The 15,693-nt window shown below is 54.6% G+C and carries 13 protein-coding genes and 1 tRNA gene; 5 read left to right on the top strand and 9 right to left on the bottom strand.

Translation table 11 applies throughout. From position 1 onward, the window contains the following. Nucleotides 1-8: 8 nt before the first annotated feature. Together ACLL9E_RS05550 and cpdR are read right to left on the bottom strand one after the other, a co-directional pair. A tRNA-Val gene (locus ACLL9E_RS05550) sits at nucleotides 9-83 on the bottom strand. A gap of 43 nt (nucleotides 84-126) precedes the next feature. After that, nucleotides 127-504, bottom strand: a complete 378-nt coding sequence (gene cpdR / locus ACLL9E_RS05545; protein ID WP_411290748.1) for a cell cycle two-component system response regulator CpdR — start codon at nucleotides 502-504, stop codon at nucleotides 127-129. A 130-nt stretch (nucleotides 505-634) separates the two neighbouring features. Between cpdR and ACLL9E_RS05540 the strand changes: the two genes are divergently transcribed. Further along, entirely contained in the window at nucleotides 635-1,504 is an 870-nt protein-coding gene (locus tag ACLL9E_RS05540) for an N-formylglutamate amidohydrolase (protein WP_411290747.1), read from the top strand. A gap of 217 nt (nucleotides 1,505-1,721) precedes the next feature. On the opposite strand, the gene ACLL9E_RS05535 is transcribed toward ACLL9E_RS05540, so the two are convergent. From ACLL9E_RS05535 to ACLL9E_RS05525, 3 genes are all read right to left on the bottom strand, one after another. Beyond that, nucleotides 1,722-2,246 carry a cytochrome b gene (locus ACLL9E_RS05535; protein WP_411290746.1) on the bottom strand — a complete coding sequence of 175 codons (525 nt, stop codon included), beginning with the start codon at nucleotides 2,244-2,246 and terminating at the stop codon, nucleotides 1,722-1,724. A gap of 48 nt (nucleotides 2,247-2,294) precedes the next feature. Beyond that, nucleotides 2,295-3,074, bottom strand: coding sequence for a SapC family protein (locus ACLL9E_RS05530; RefSeq protein WP_411290745.1), 780 nt, complete (start codon nucleotides 3,072-3,074; stop codon nucleotides 2,295-2,297). Between the two features lie 65 nt (nucleotides 3,075-3,139). Then, nucleotides 3,140-4,567, bottom strand: a complete 1,428-nt coding sequence (locus ACLL9E_RS05525) for an FAD-binding oxidoreductase (protein ID WP_411290744.1) — start codon at nucleotides 4,565-4,567, stop codon at nucleotides 3,140-3,142. A gap of 102 nt (nucleotides 4,568-4,669) precedes the next feature. Here ACLL9E_RS05525 and ACLL9E_RS05520 point away from each other — a divergent pair, with 102 nt between their 5' ends. Together ACLL9E_RS05520 and ACLL9E_RS05515 are read left to right on the top strand one after the other, a co-directional pair. After that, the gene (locus ACLL9E_RS05520) at nucleotides 4,670-5,173 is read left to right on the top strand and encodes a hypothetical protein (protein ID WP_411290743.1); all 504 of its coding nucleotides are present in this window, start codon (nucleotides 4,670-4,672) and stop codon (nucleotides 5,171-5,173) included. 115 nt (nucleotides 5,174-5,288) lie between these two features. Beyond that, nucleotides 5,289-6,683, top strand: a complete 1,395-nt coding sequence (locus ACLL9E_RS05515; protein ID WP_411290742.1) for a DEAD/DEAH box helicase — start codon at nucleotides 5,289-5,291, stop codon at nucleotides 6,681-6,683. A 385-nt stretch (nucleotides 6,684-7,068) separates the two neighbouring features. On the opposite strand, the gene ACLL9E_RS05510 is transcribed toward ACLL9E_RS05515, so the two are convergent. The 4 genes from ACLL9E_RS05510 to ACLL9E_RS05495 form a co-directional block, all read right to left on the bottom strand. Beyond that, nucleotides 7,069-9,855, bottom strand: coding sequence for a TonB-dependent receptor (locus ACLL9E_RS05510; protein WP_411290741.1), 2,787 nt, complete (start codon nucleotides 9,853-9,855; stop codon nucleotides 7,069-7,071). A 200-nt stretch (nucleotides 9,856-10,055) separates the two neighbouring features. Further along, nucleotides 10,056-11,072: an NADP-dependent oxidoreductase gene (locus tag ACLL9E_RS05505; RefSeq protein ID WP_411290740.1), complete on the bottom strand. Its 1,017-nt coding sequence runs from the start codon at nucleotides 11,070-11,072 to the stop codon at nucleotides 10,056-10,058. Further along, nucleotides 11,072-12,754 (bottom strand): amidohydrolase, encoded by a 1,683-nt coding sequence (locus tag ACLL9E_RS05500; RefSeq protein ID WP_411290739.1) that lies wholly within the window; start codon nucleotides 12,752-12,754, stop codon nucleotides 11,072-11,074. The genes ACLL9E_RS05505 and ACLL9E_RS05500 overlap by 1 nt, the downstream gene beginning before the upstream one ends. Next, entirely contained in the window at nucleotides 12,751-13,620 is an 870-nt protein-coding gene (locus ACLL9E_RS05495) for an NAD(P)-dependent oxidoreductase (RefSeq protein WP_411290738.1), read from the bottom strand. Before ACLL9E_RS05495 ends, ACLL9E_RS05500 begins: the two co-directional genes overlap by 4 nt. Nucleotides 13,621-13,675: 55 nt before the next feature. On the opposite strand from ACLL9E_RS05495, the gene ACLL9E_RS05490 reads away from it, so the two are divergent. Further along, nucleotides 13,676-14,896 (top strand): threonine ammonia-lyase, encoded by a 1,221-nt coding sequence (locus ACLL9E_RS05490; protein ID WP_411290737.1) that lies wholly within the window; start codon nucleotides 13,676-13,678, stop codon nucleotides 14,894-14,896. A gap of 105 nt (nucleotides 14,897-15,001) precedes the next feature. Further along, nucleotides 15,002-15,693, top strand: a 692-nt coding sequence (locus ACLL9E_RS05485) for an arginyltransferase (RefSeq protein ID WP_411290736.1), incomplete at its 3' end; no start/stop codon positions are given.

The raw sequence follows: 15,693 nt of genomic DNA, 5'->3' as shown, positions 1-15,693 counted from the left end.
AGGGAAAATGGTGGGCGTAGCAAGGATTGAACTTGCGACCCCTGCGATGTCAACACAGTGCTCTACCACTGAGCTATACGCCCACGCTGCGGCAGCCTCTAGCTGGGCTTGCCTTATCATTCAAGCCTATTTCAGTTCACCGAAATTTTCATTCGCAAAGAGGCGTTCGACTTCAAGAACAAGGTCTTTCAAATGGAACGGTTTTGAAAGCACTTTGGCGCTCGGCATCGATTCGCCGACGCGAAGCGCAACGCCCGAGAATCCGGTGATGAACATGACTTCAGTTGAAGGCGATACCATATTGCAATGACGCGCGAGCTCGATCCCGTCCATTTCCGGCATGACGATATCGGTCAGCAGCAAATCAAAGCGCTCGTGTTCAAGCAAGGGAACCGCCGCGGTTCCGCGGTCGACTGCGACTACATCATATCCCGACCGTTCCAGCGCACGCGTTAGATATTCGCGCATGGCCTGTTCATCTTCAGCAAGCAAAATTCGGATCATGATTGGCCCTTAAACCTCTTAACACGGCACCTAGCCGCGCCGAATATCCCTATAATTGCAGAGATTTAATTTTTTTGCACCATTTTGCTAAGAATCTGGCAATCATGCGCTCGAGAAGGTCAAATTCCGCATGACGCAAACGAATATGGACGGATTTACAATATGGGGCACAGACACGATGTCGTTGCCAGTGTTGTTGTCCGTCCCGCACGCCGGGCGTGATTATCCCCAAGACATCTTTGATGCATTGCGGCTGGCTCCTGCTGCATTATTGCGTCTTGAGGACCGTTATGCCGATCTTCTGGCGCGGCGTAGCGTCCAGCTTGGCCAACCCGTCATCATGGCGCACAGGGCACGGGCATGGGTTGACCTGAACCGCGACGAACAAGACATTGATACCGACATGGTGCAGGGCGCGGTGCGCGCCGACTATCCGGCGCCAGGGGTGAAGCAGCGCGGCGGGCTTGGCCTTGTGCCGCGCCGGCTTTCGGGCGACGGCGATTTGTGGAAACGCCAGTTTACGCTGGATGAGGTCCAGCACCGTATCACGTCATTCCACCGGCCCTATCATGATACGGTTTCCCAAATTCTTGAGCGGATGCGGCAGCAATTCGGTGTGGCTATCCTGCTGGACCTGCACAGTATGCCGCCGATTCGCAGCGCCACTGGCGCGCCACCGACACAATTCGTCGTCGGCGACCGCTTCGGTAAAAGCGCCGCTTCGCAATATGCAGAACTGCTGTTGGCGCGCTTACGCGTACATGGCTTCAACGGGGCGCTTAATCACCCCTATGCGGGCGAATATATTTTGCGCCGTCACGCAAAGCCGCGGTCGAATATCCATGCCATCCAGCTTGAGGTCGACAGATCGCTTTATCTTGATGCGGGTTTGCGTCAGCCCGGGGCTGGCCTTGATCGGCTGAGTGCGCTTATTCCGGCACTAGTTGCCGCGCTGGCCGATGAGGCACTGGGCTCGGCAACTCTAATCGCTGCGGAATGAAGCTAGAAAAAACCACCCCGGATTGCTCCGGGGTGGCCTAGGTTCAGGGAGTTGGTGCCCCAAAGGAGCACCCGTGGATGAAAACGGGAGGGGAAGTTTCCATCCATTGCAAGAATGGGCGTTCGCTATTGCAGTTTCAAGACTCAGATGAATATCGAAAGCAACTTGACGACCAGTCGACCCACAGTTGCGAGTAATTGTTGCCTTTGCAGTGGCGTTATGGCCACATGCGTTGAACGAAAGGCAGCTTGTCCACAAATTGATGCTTCAAAGCGCCTAAAACATGCAAACCGATGAGGACGAGAAGCACGGTAGCCAGAATTTCATGGCCTTCCTTCCCAATTCCAGCAAGCAACCCGTTTTTGCCGATAGCCAAATCTACCGAAAACAATCCGAAGAAATCGACCGGGGCTGCTTTTCCGCGTGCGCCGATCATAAGCCATCCGGTCAACGGCATCGCGATCATTAAAACATAGAATGAAATATGGGCAGCAAATCCTGCTTTGGCTTGCCAGCCAGCCACCTTATCCAGCTGTGGAGGCGGGCGATGACCAAGGCGCCACAAAATGCGCCCAATCGACAACACAAGGATGGAAATGCCAATAGCCTTATGCGGGCTCATATATGCCGCGCGTGCCGCGCGTGGTAAATCTTCCGCGAGATTTACAAGCAGGACATTTGTACCAATCAGAATAGCGATGAGCCAGTGGAACAGAATCGCGATTTTACTATATTTAGCCATGCCGCCACGTCCCCTAATAAGGCGTGACGGCATGCAGCATCGGATGTTTTAATTCGAGGGCAATTCCGTCACTTGTGGCACCTTACCCTGTGCGACCTGAACTGCAAAGATTTCCCGCATCAATTGCAAAGAGAACAGATGGGCGTGGATGAGCGCCAAGATGCCGTTCTGGTTTAACTTGCGGACGGTGTCGCCCCGAAGGTCGCGCAGCTTGGTTTCGTCGATCATCTTGAAACCACGATAAATGAACGGTTGTTCCTGACCTTCCTGCTGGATCGATACTTCGCCGTCCATCAGAAGTTCCAGCTTCTGCAACTCCTCGACAAAAGCATGCGTCTGCGCACCTGCATTTTCGAAATCTTCACAAAATTTCAAAATAGCTTTGGTGTTTTCGCTTGGCTGGCCATTCTCAAACATTGGCGTACCTTCGTCGAATTCGCCAACCGCGCCTGAGGTCGGGTCAAAGCACAAGGAAAGTTCGTCGGTGTCTGGACGCAGCTTTGCCAACAAAAATGGGTAACGGCGCACATAAGCAGGGATATAGGCAGGGCGGTCAAACTGCCCTTCTGCATTCATGAAGGTGTTAACGCCCTCGTTCATGCCCATCAGCACAAGTGGCACCGGATTGTCGGTTGCCGAAAAGATGATTGGATAATTACGCGACGCTGGAACGAATTCTTCAATGGTCAGTGGAATTGCATGCTGTCCGTCGAGAAATTTGGCGTTTTCAAGCATCCGCGATTTCCATGTCACATGGTCATTGCTGTTGAGCGGGATCAGGTCGTTGTAAAGAAGCGGCAGGTTGGCGGCTTGGGGCGCGGTGGCCATGTGAAACTCCAGTGCTTGATAATATGACAGAAAATCGATGCGGCGCTTTAAGCGGACAGCGGTCGTTACGCAAGGGGTACAAGCTTGCCGGGGTTCATAATGCCGAGCGGATCAAACGCGTTCTTTATCGCGCGCAAAGCCACCAACCGCGCAGGTTCGGCCAGTCGTTCAAACTCGGCAATTTTGGCCTGCCCGATGCCATGTTCGGCCGATAGCGACCCGCCGTACGCGCGCACACGGTCATAGACATGCGATGTTATGGCCTTGCCATCCGTTTCATTCCAAGCCGCAATGTCCACATGATCGGGGGCCTTGACGTGAAAATGGATGTTCCCATCGCCCAGATGCCCAAAGGCGACCGTTTTGGTTCCCGGAAAATCGCGTTCGATTATGGGCGATTCATCCGCAATGAAACGTGCCATAGAACCGACGGGAACGCTGATGTCGTGTTGCAATGCCGGACCTGCAGCGCGTTCTGCCTCGGCAATCGAGTCGCGAATTTTCCAGAAGGCGTCGGCTTGCGCATCGCTGCTGGCTATGGTTGCATTGCCGAGCAGATTTTCGCCCATCGCGTCTTCTAGCAGGCGCACCGCCAATTCGCCGGGAGATGACTGGCCTAAGTCGTCCTGAACAAATTCCATCAGCGCATGCCAACGATGCGGCGTGTCCAATGGTGGCCGTGTTCCTGCGATATGTGTAGTAACGGCATCCAACGCCCTTTGCGGCAGGATTTCGAACCCTTCCAATCGGTCGCGCCCGTGTCGCTGCATGAACAGCAAAAGGTCGTAGGCCTGCGTCGGGCTATCGACGCCGGCCCAGACAACGCAACGGTCCAACAATGCTGGAACCGTATGCAGGACCGCCTTTGTGACAATGCCAATTGTGCCTTCCGCGCCAATCAACAATTGCTTCAGGTCATATCCGCGATTGTCTTTTTTAAGCGGTGCAAGTGCATCGTAAATAGATCCATCAGGTAACACGGCCTCAATTCCCGCAACAAGCATACGCATCGTCCCGTGGCGTAATACCTGAGTCCCGCCCGCATTTGTCGAAATGAGGCCGCCGACTGTGGCCGAACCCTTCCCACCCAGCGTCAGCGGGAAACGCCTGCCATATTGAGCTACCGCTTCGTGCAAATTCTGCAGGATGACACCCGCATCGCAGGTCACAAGTCCGTCCGACGCGTCCATCGCGGTGATGGTGTTCATGCGCCGTAATGACAGGATTAACTGTTCGCCGCTGTTGTCGGGCGTTGCGCCAGCCACCATTCCGCTATTACCGCCTTGCGGAACGAGCGAAAGTCGGTGCTTCGCCGCGAGCCTGACGACGGCCGCTACCTCCTGCGTATTTGCTGGCGAGAGCAACGCTGACGATGATCCGGTGAACCGTCCACGCCAGTCGGTTAGCCACGGCGCAATGACGTCTACGTCGTCGGTAAAGCCCTTTGGTCCCAAAATGGCGCGAAATTCCGATAAAATAGTTGCATTTGGCACGGTATTTTCCATTGTCTGCTAGGGGTCTGGCATGCAATTCATGATAGGTTCAACCCTATCGGGTAAAGCCGATAGAACTTCAACTTCATACCGGAATGTTTCTTGCGCGCAGTCATGGTCTTCATCCTTTTTGCGGTCGCGCTGGCCACATTGTCGCATAAGGCAACAGCGGAATTTGCTGTAGCTGCTGCCGACAGCCCTTTCCTGCCATTGCTTCGCCTGAAGACAGATTTTGATCAGGCGCGTATTGACCAGAGGGTGATTATCCGGTTGCCGAGCACTGCTACTGTTCCTGCGATGGTCGGTGCCCAGCGTCAGTCAATTTCCAAAATAAAATATAAAGAGCAAAAAATCGGCAAATGCTTGTGGGTAGACAAGCTTGGTGGATCGCGGCCGGGACCGGACCGGACTTTGGATCTGCTGACGCGCGATGGTATTCTCATCCGCGCCTATCTGGGCGATGGCTGCCTCGCGCGGGAATTTTATGCCGGGGCCTATATGGAACGGTCTCAGGATGGAAAATTATGCGTCGACCGCGACCTGTTACATGCGCGTACAGGCGCGAAATGCGAGGTCGACAAATTCAGGTTGCTGATTCCGCGTTAAAGCTTGCGTAATCCGGCATATATGTTGACATTTCCGGCTGTAGCGACCAAGGGCGACCCTCGTCCCCATGGATTTGTTACTGGTGGCGGTGCACCATCTTTTTGCGGAACACCATATGCGTTTTGCCGACATCGGCTTGTCTGACGAGTTATTGAGAGCCTTGAGCGAGTCAGGCTATGATGAGCCAACTCCAATTCAGGCGGCAGCGATCCCGCAAGTACAGATGATGCGGGACATCATCGCCATCGCGCAGACCGGCACTGGCAAGACCGCTAGCTTTGTACTGCCGATGATTGATGTATTGGCAAATGGCCGCGCGCGCGCGCGGATGCCACGTAGCCTTATACTTGAGCCAACGCGTGAATTGGCGGCCCAGGTTGCCGAAAACTTTGAAAAATATGGCAAATATCATAAGCTGTCGATGGCGCTGCTGATAGGCGGTGTACAGATGGGTGATCAGGTGAAAGCGCTGGAAAAGGGCGTTGACGTGTTGATCGCCACGCCGGGCCGCTTGATGGACCTGTTTGAACGGGGCAAGATTTTGCTGACGGGCTGCGAAATGCTGGTCATAGATGAAGCAGACCGGATGCTCGACATGGGCTTCATTCCCGACATTGAGCATATTTGCACTAAGCTGCCGACAACGCGCCAGACACTTTTGTTCTCGGCAACGATGCCGCCGCCGATCAAAAAGCTTGCGGACAAGTTCCTGACCAATCCCAAATATATCGAGGTTGCGCGCCCAGCGACGGCGAACATCAACATTGAACAGTTTTTGGTCAACGTGTCGCCAATGAAAAAACGTGATGTATTGCGTGACCTTTTGCGCACGGAAAAAGTGTCTAACGCGATTATTTTCTGCAACCGCAAAACCACTGTACGCGAACTCAATACCAGCCTTCAACGGCATGGATTGCGCTCGGGCGAAATTCACGGCGACATCGACCAGGCATCGCGGCAAAAGCAACTTGAGGCGTTTAAAAACGGTGACATCGACCTGCTGGTTGCGTCGGACGTTGCGGCCCGCGGACTTGATGTAAAGGGCGTCAGCCATGTGTTCAATTTTGACGCGCCATGGCATCCCGATGATTATATTCACCGCATTGGCCGCACAGGGCGTGCAGGCGCAAAGGGCAAAGCCTTTACCTTTGTGACCAAGGCCGACGAAGAGGCGATCGAGAGCATCGAGAAGCTGATCGGCAACAAGATCGAACGTCTTGGCAAGATCGAGGCACCTGCCGGCGACGCCGAAGATCGCGCGCCAGCAAAACGTGGCCGTAAGGCGCCTGCGGCAAAGGCCAAGCAAACGCCTTCTGTAGAGCGCGAGGATATGGCTGAAATGCCAGAGCCGAAGCCTGTACGTGAGAAAACGATAGCCAAGCCCGCGCGTGAGAAAGCCGCTCCCAAGGCCGAGGCCGTAAAGCCGGATCAGTCGAGTGACGCTGCTGCTGGAGATGACGGCTGGAATGGACCAATGCCAGGGTTTCTGAGCGTAGGATTTGGGACTTAACCAACCAATATTGGTTGGGCTGAGCTTGGCCCATAAAGGCCTAAATTAAAAATCACTTTCTGGTCGTCATCCTGAACTGTTTCAGGATAAAGCGGGTACGTTGCCTGTTATCCTGAAACAAGTTGAGGATGACGCGGTAAGTCGCCTGTCATCCTGAACTCGTTTCAGGATCTTAACTTCAGGCCTTCCGAATTAAGACCCTGATACAAGTTAAGGGTGACGTGTGTTCGGTGATGATCCTTGCCCAGCAGAGAGTTGAGCCCTGCACGCCTTCGGTTCCAGGATGACCAGTGTTTTTGCTCAAAAGGCATTTCAGCTAACATATGGACACAAAAAAAGGGCCCACATTGCTGCAGGCCCCTCTTTATCGTAGCACGCTAAGTTTTTAGAACTTGCCGCGCAATGTGATGCCGTATGTGCGCGGTTCTGCAAGGAACTGCGAGATGAGCTGGCGACCACCGGGATATTGTGGATCGACAAACGGAGCCGAGGTTGCGCCTGCCTGGAATGGCGAGTTAAACGCGACCTGTGCATAATCCTGTTTGAAGATATTCTGGCCCCAAAGCTCAAGACCCCAAGCCTGATCAGGTCCACGAAGACCGATGCGCGCATTGAAAATAGCGAAACCATCCTGTTCCTTTTGCGGGAACAGATCGGAACCGGTATTGTAATCGCTGGTCATGCGGCCATCGATGTAGAAAAGGCCGCTCATGCCGCTGCTACCGATATCGGGCGTCCATGTGACGCTTGACGTTGCAACAAGTTCAGGTGCGTTCGACAAATTGTCGCCTGGCAATTTGCGCAGTGCCGGATCAAGTGGTGCGCCGGTTTTGCTTCCCACGAGGTTCTTGCGGTAACTTGTATTGGCATAAGTCAGGCCAGCAGCAACGCGGAAGTTACGCGCTGGCACCAATGATGCTTCAAGCTCGAAACCTTCAGCGCGAACGCCGTAGCCAACATCGCTTGCACCGCAGGCGCCCGTCGATACCGCAGCCGCATGGAAATTGGCGCCCGCTGCTGACGTGTTTTGGTCGCGGTCAGCACCGCCGAGATCCGTGCCGCAACCGTTGATCGACTGCACAAGGAAGACGGTTCCGTTAAATGTATTCAGCTGGAAGTTACTAAAATCCGAACGGAATGCGGAAACGCTCAGACCAAATGGGCCGTTCGAGAATTTTGCACCCAATTCGTAGCTGTCGACCAATTCAGGGTCGAATTGAAGCCGGCCGACCAACGCCTGAGCGCCGCCCGAAGCTGCAAAAGTTCCAATCGGCGATTTAAGCGCTGAACGGTCGAGGTTGAATCCACCCGCCTTGTAACCACGTGCAAAGCTACCGTAGACCAAAAGATCGTCGGTCGCTTTCCACGAAAGGATTGCAGTGCCGGTGAATTCATCTTCACTACGCTTGTCTTTGATCGACACGCCGTTCAATTCAGCTGTCGAGTTGCCCTGACATGCAAGACCAATCAATGAACCCGATAATGCACGCGCTGTTGCCGTTGTCAGCGGGTTAACCAGATCATCCGATACGAGGCCTTGGATAGTGGTGCAGGCCACGTTGTCGTTGCCGAATGTTGCATTGAACTTCTTCTTATCGCTTGTGTAACGAAGGCCAAGAGTCAGATCGAGCGCATCAGTGATGTGGATGATATTATGGGTAAAGGCGGCATAGTTGGTGCCATTTTGGAAATATCGATCATTGGTCGTGCCAAGGTCGTTGAGTGTATCAAGCCGCGTAAAAGCTGCCAGTACATCAGGACCGGATAGCCCGGAAGCACCGCCGATTGTCGCCTGTCCCACGCCAGGAATAACGCAGGATGGGTTGGCCGGCGAATATAGCCCGGCCAAACCGCCGCCAGAAATGATGCGGCATGTTGCAAAGCGTCCATATTGGTTGCCGAAGCGCAGATTGTCGCGGACGGTAAGTTTTTCATTGGAGAAAAATCCGCCAATGAGCCAGTCGAGCTTACCGTCGAATGCTTCACCCTGCAGGCGCAATTCCTGCGTAAAGGTATGGAACTGACGATATGCATCGTTGCTTGGTGCGCGATATAGAATGTCGACTTCGCCGTAATCTGTGTCCGACCCCTGACCTGAACGATACTGCCGGTAAGCGGTGATCGATGTCAAAGTTGCGCCACCGAAGTCATAATCGATCTGTCCGGAGAAGCCATAATCCTTTGTTTCGCCGAAAAACGTGCGGTTCGGGCTGACCGAAACATTGCGGCCATAACCCTGACTGAAACCAGCCAATGGCTGGCCAAGATCACGAAGCACGTTGATGATGTTGTTCGACGACGCCGTCGCCGCAACGCCAGTCGTGCTTGGATTGTTCAAGTCGCCGATGAACTGATTGACCGTTCTGTCGACATAAGTCGCCGCGCAGCACTCTTCCTTACGCGATGTATAATCGGCGATCAGTCGGATCGACAGAGCATCGGTGGGTTCAAACAGCAACTGCCCGCGCAGGAAGTAACGGTCACGGTTGTTGATGTCGCGGCCATTTTGGTCATCGCGGTAAAAGCCGTCACGCTTGACGTAAACGCCATCGACGCGGAACGCCAGTTGCTCCGTAATCGGGCCAGTGAAGCTGGTTGCTGCGCGCATGAAGTCATAATTGCCGTAAGTGAGTTCGCCGCTGCCACCAAAGGTGAAGCTTGGCTTTTTTGAATAGATGCTGATGAGACCAGCCGAGGAGTTACGGCCGCCCAGCGTGCCTTGTGGGCCGCGCTGTACTTCGACGCGGTCAATTTCACCAAGTTCGTTCAAGCCGATGCCCGAACGCGACCGGTACACGCCGTCGATGAATACTGGAACGGAGCTTTCAAGACCGGGGTTGTCGCCGACGGTACCGATACCACGAATACGCGCGGAACCGTTGGCTTCAGAGCCAGTGGACGATACGAGCAACGATGGCGCAACCTGGTTCAGCTGACGAATGTCGTTCGCGCCGCTGTTTTGAAGCGTCTCTGCGTTAACGGCAGAAATGGCGACAGGAACATCCGACAGCAACTGGCTGCGGCCTTGCGCGGTCACGACGATCTCTTCGTCGGCATTGGTGTCTTCGGCTTGTGGCGCCTCTTGCGCAAACGCAAAGCTTGGAATTGCAAGCGCGATGCACGCTGCAGATAGCTTTAACGCGTGGCTGAGGGATTTCTCACGTCGCAACATCTCGTTCTCTCCTGTTTTGAATTTATTTTTTTATAAAATAGCGAAACTGCATTCGAATGTCATCGCTGTTAAGCGCAGTTTCCCTTAAATTTTTAATGTGCGTCAATATTGCAACATCTGTGATTTTGACGTTACGTAAAGGGGACCAAGGCTAAAAACGATTTCCCTTACTTCCGTAAAATGCTGCGCAGCAAAATTTCTTAAAGCTGCACAAGCATCTTTCCCGTGTTTTCGCCACTGAACAGTCCAATGAACGCTTCGGGTGTTTTCTCGAGCCCGTCTTTTACGGTTTCGCGGCCGTTGACGGCCCCCGACTGAATGAGCGCAGCCATATCGGCGTTGAACTCCGGAACCTGTGCGTAAAAGTCAGGGTAGAGAAAGCCTTTAATCATGATGCGCTTGCCAATGATCATCGGCAAATATTGCATCGGCTGCGCCTTAAAATCGTTGTAGACGTCAATCATGCCGCAAACCGCAAAGCGCGCCCATTCCTTTGCTGTGGCAAGCGCCGCGTCAAAATGTTCGCCGCCAACATTGTCGAAATACACATCAATGCCTGTTTCGCCCATGTCCTTCAACGCGGCCATCAATTGCGGCAGGACCTTGCCCGACTTATAATCAACGACGGCGTCTGCGCCCAATTCCTTTACCCATGCGCATTTGTCTGCACCACCCGCGGAGCCAATGACCTTCATGCCTTTGGCTTTCGCGATTTGGGTTACAGTAGAACCAACCGCGCCGGCTGCAGCCGACACGAAAATAACTTCGCCCGGCTTGGCTTCAGCTACCTTTAGCAGGCCAAACCACGCGGTTCCACCCGGCATGCCGATGATGCTGAGCCAATATTGGTCGGGTACGCCGATATCGGGCAACTTTACAGGCGGCATGCCTGCAGGCGGAGTTTTGCCGCCGCCGAAGACGACAGTGTCACGCCAGCCAGCCATGTGCATGACCTTGGTGCCCTCCGGATATTCGGCATTATTGCTTTCAGTCACAGTTCCAACCGCACCGCCAGTCATAGGCTCACCGAGCATGAACGGATCGGCGTAGCTTTTCGCATCATTCATCCGCCCACGCATATAGGGGTCAACCGACAGCCAGCTATTGGTGACGCGAAACTCGTCCGCCCCCAACGCCGCATCCGTCTGGTCCAACAGAGCAAAATTGCTATCATTAGGCAGTCCTACCGGGCGGCTCGTCAAGGTCCATGCGCGCATTATCGTGTCTCTCCATTGCTTTTTTGGTCTGCAGCATTTGCCGCAGCATTTTTATAAACAGGCCGTCCTGCGACCCATGTTTCCTTAACCACTGCATTACGCAGTTCGCGCGGGCTTGCAAGCAGCGGATCGACATCAATCAGGATGAAGTCGGCATAATGACCGGGGGTTAACGACCCGAACTTGCCCTCTGCAAACGCAGCATATGCCGCGCCGGTGGTAAAACCCGCAATCGCCTGTTCGCGCGACACACGTTCTTCCGGCCGCCAGCCGCCAAAGGGTTGTCCAGCCGCATCCTCGCGCGTCATAGCGGCAGCGAGCCCAGCGAAAGGATCCGCCGACTCAACCGGCACGTCCGAGCCAAAGGCAAGCTTTCCTCCAGCGCGCGCGATAGACTGCCACGCATAAGCGCCTTTCAACCGATCCTGACCAAGCCGCGCTTCGGCCATCAGCCGGTCGGACGTCTGGTGCACTGGTTGCATCGACGAGATGATTCCATGCTTGCCAAGCCTTTGCAGGTCGGCGGGGTCGACAATCTGGACATGCTCGATGCGCCAACGTTGGTCGCCCTTATATGTCGTCGACAATTCCTCGATTGCGCCGATAACCTCGGCATTGGCCGCATCACCAATGGCGTGGACTGCGGTTTGGAACCCGTCCATCGACGCCCTGACCATGAGGTTGCGGATTTCCGCGCTTGCCAGAAACTGCAGTCCGGTTTGAGCCGGTGCATCCGCATATGGTTTTTTCAACCACGCGCCTCTGCTGCCCAAAGCGCCGTCAAGATAGAGCTTCACACCACCAAGCCGGAGCTTGTCATTATATAGCCATGGGCTTGGCCGCGGTCCGGCGATGGCAACCATATTGTCGATGCCAGCGGCATAACCCAATATGCGGATCGTCAACCAGCCGGCATCGCCTGCACGGCGATAGCTTTGCCAGTCGTCCATGGTCGTACCCATATCGGCAATCGCCGTGATCCCCATAGAATGCAGCTTTTTCTGGGCCTCTCCCAATGCGATGTCGCGCTCAAGCGGTTTGGGGGTCGGTACAAATTTGCCGACCAGATCTGCCGCTGAGTCCACAAATATACCACTTGGCTTACCAGCAACCAATTCGATCCGTCCGCCCGATGGTGATTTCGATGCAGCGCTTACACCCGCAATGTCCATCGCGCGGCTATTTGCCCAACCGGCATGGCCATCGACGCGTTCAAGCCAGACGGGCCGGTCGCTGACAGCCGCGTCCAGGTCCTGCGCCGTTGGAAAACGACCAAGCCCCCATTTTTCCTGATTCCAGCCGCGTCCGATAATCCAGCGGCGGTCGGGATATTTGGCCGCATAGGCCTTGATGGCAGCTTGTGCCTCGGAAAGGCTGTTAGTGGCGGACAAATCGAGGGTGAGCAATTGGAACCCAAGGCCCATAACATGACCATGCGCATCGATCAGTCCCGGCAGCAACGTCGCGCCACGCCCATCAAGGCGGAAATCGAGTTGCTTGGGCAGCTTTTCCTTTTTGGTCAGCAGTTCGGTAACTTTACCGTCGCTCCCCACCATCATCGCATTGAAACGGATAACCTTGCCTTCCTGATCAAGCGTAATGCCGTTTACATTTTCGACCAATCCATCAGCGAAAGCAGGGGTAGCGATGGCCAGCAAAGCGAGCGCGCATAATTTCTTCATCCTTTAGGCAGCCTTTTTACAATTGAACTGGTATCCATTCGGCCGCCGCCCATATGCTGCACATCAGCATAGAATTGGTCGATAATTGCCGTAATGGGCAACGTTGCCCCAACCGCGCGCGCTTCTTCAAAAGCAAGGCCAAGGTCCTTGCGCATCCAGTCCACAGCGAAACCAAAGTCGAATTTATCCTCAGCCATTGTCGCCCAGCGGTTGTCCATTTGCCAGCTTTGCGCTGCTCCACCCGATATTGCTTCATAGACCTTTTCGACATCCAGCTCGGCCGATTGTGCAAAGCGTAATGCTTCCGACAAGGATTGGATTACACCGGCAAAGGCAATTTGATTGCACATTTTTGTGGTCTGCCCGGTACCGGGGCCGCCGACATGCACAATGCGTTTGGAATAAGCTGCGATGATTGGCCGTGCTGCCTCGACTGACGCTTCTGTGCCGCCGCACATGATCGAAAGGGTGCCGTTTTCTGCGCCCGCCTGACCGCCTGTGACGGGCGCGTCCACCACAAGCAACCCACGCGATTTGGCTTCGACACCAAGCTGGCGCGCAATGCGGGCAGAGACCGTAGTATGGTCAATATAGAGGCTGTCCTTCGCCATTGCGGCAAACGCGCCGTCCCGGCCAAGTGTCACGCCAGACAAGTCGTCGTCTGTGCCAACGCAGCTGATGACGACTTCCGCGTCCTTCGCCGCATCGGCCGGGGAGGTAGCAATTGTCCCGCCGTAAGCAGCAATCCAGTTTTCGGCTTTCGCACGCGAACGGTTGTAAACCGTCAATGCATGTCCTGCTTGTTTGAGATGCCGTGCCATTGGGCCGCCCATGACGCCCAATCCGATAAATGCTATTCTGGTCATGTGACCGCCTTAATGTTTGTTTTCACTTAACACCAGATGCGTTAGGGGCCATTTCATGTCTGAACTACTGACCCTCGACCATGTCCGTGCCGCCCATGACCGTATTCGCGATTCCATAGTGGCGACGCCGACCTTGCACAGCCAGACGCTTTCAAAGCTCACTGGAGCAAACATATACCTGAAGTTCGAAAACCTTCAGTTCACAGCGGCCTTTAAGGAGCGCGGTGCGCTCAACGCGATTCTGTTGCTCTCTGAGGAACATCGCAACAAGGGCGTGATTGCGGCTTCGGCTGGCAACCATGCACAAGGGCTTAGCTATCATGGCACGCGGTTGGGCATTCCTGTGACTATCGTCATGCCGGTTCCGACGCCAACGGTGAAAGTAATGCAGACTGAAAGCGTCGGCGGCAAGGTCGTGCTGTTTGGCGAAACTTTTGAAGACGCATATAAGCATGCGCGGCAGCTTGAAGCTGAGCAGGGCCTGACATTTGTGCATCCGTTTGACGATCCCAATGTAGCCGCAGGGCAGGGGACCGTCGCGCTGGAAATGTTAGAGAGCATTCCGTCGCTAGACATGCTGGTAGTGCCCATTGGCGGCGGCGGTTTGTTGTCGGGTATGGGAACAGCGGCGCGCGCCTTGAAACCGGACATTGGCCTCATCGGTGTGCAGGCCGAACTTTACCCTTCAATGTATGCTTTGCTCAACAATCTGCAAATGCCGTGCGAGGGCGACACGTTGGCAGAGGGTATTGCCGTCAAGGTACCGGGTACATTTACCAGCAAAGTTATCGGTGATCTTGCGGACGAGATTGTCCTCGTGAGCGAAGCACAGCTGGAAAGCGCCGTTAGTCTGTTGCTGCAGATTGAAAAAACTGTAGTCGAAGGCGCCGGCGCAGCTGGTCTTGCGGCAGTGATGGGCAATCCGGAGATATTTGCAGGTAAGAATGTCGGAATCGTTTTGTGCGGCGGCAATATCGACACGCGGTTGCTCGCCAATGTGCTTTTGCGCGATCTTGCGCGGTCCGGACGTTTGGCGCGGCTTCGCCTCACATTGCAGGATAGGCCGGGCGCACTGTATAAGGTCATGCGCCTGTTCAACGAGCATAATGTCAACATCATTGAAATTTACCACCAGCGCATTTTTACGACTTTGCCCGCCAAGGGGCTGATTACGGACATTGAATGTGAAGCCCGCGACGCCGAGCAGTTACAAGGCCTTGTCGACGGTTTGGATGCTGCTGGCTACAAGGTCGAGCGCGTTGAGCTCAACAAATAAGCGATGGTAGCAGGAAAGATGGTAAATTTGCTTTTCAGCTTCGGCGCGGACGTGCATAAAAGGTAAACAATATCTTAACGGCAACGGCAGCCAAGCGGAGAGAATATGAGCGCACCAGTCCGTTTTCCGCGATTTTTTGTTACCAGTCCCGGCCCATGCCCTTATTTGCCGGGCAAAACAGAACGTAAGGTTTTTACCGAACTGAACGGCAGCCATGCCGATGAACTGAACGAGGCGCTTGGACGTATCGGATTTCGTCGCAGTCAAAACGTTGCCTATCGGCCAAGCTGTCTGGACTGCAAGGCATGTGTTTCTGTGCGGGTGCGCACCGACGAATTTATGCCAAACGCAACGCAGCGTCGCATCTTGCGCCGAAACGCGGATTTGGTGGTCAGTGCGTGTCGCCCATGGTCGACCACTGAACAATATGACCTGCTTCGTCATTATCTGGCATCGCGCCATCCCGAAGGCGGCATGGCGAATATGGACGATATGGATTATGCCGACATGGTCGAACAATCACCCGTGCGCAGCCATGTAATCGAATATCGGACGCCGCCGCGCTTTGGCCGACTTGGGGAACTCGTCGGGGCATGCCTGACTGACCAGCAAAGCGACGGCATGTCGATGATCTACAGCTTCTATAAGCCCGATGCCCAAGGACGCGCTGGCCTTGGCAACTTCATCATCATGGACCATATCCTGCGCGCAAGGGCAGCAGGCCTCCCCTATGTCTATCTTGGTTACTGGGTCGAGGGCGCCGCGCGTATGCAGTATAAGACGCGGTACCGTCCGCT

Source organism: Sphingorhabdus sp., assembly GCF_046596595.1.
Classification (GTDB): Bacteria; Pseudomonadota; Alphaproteobacteria; order Sphingomonadales; family Sphingomonadaceae; genus Sphingorhabdus_B.
The sequence above is the reverse complement of the archived record's forward strand: the minus strand, read 5'-3'. Positions and strand labels throughout refer to the sequence as shown.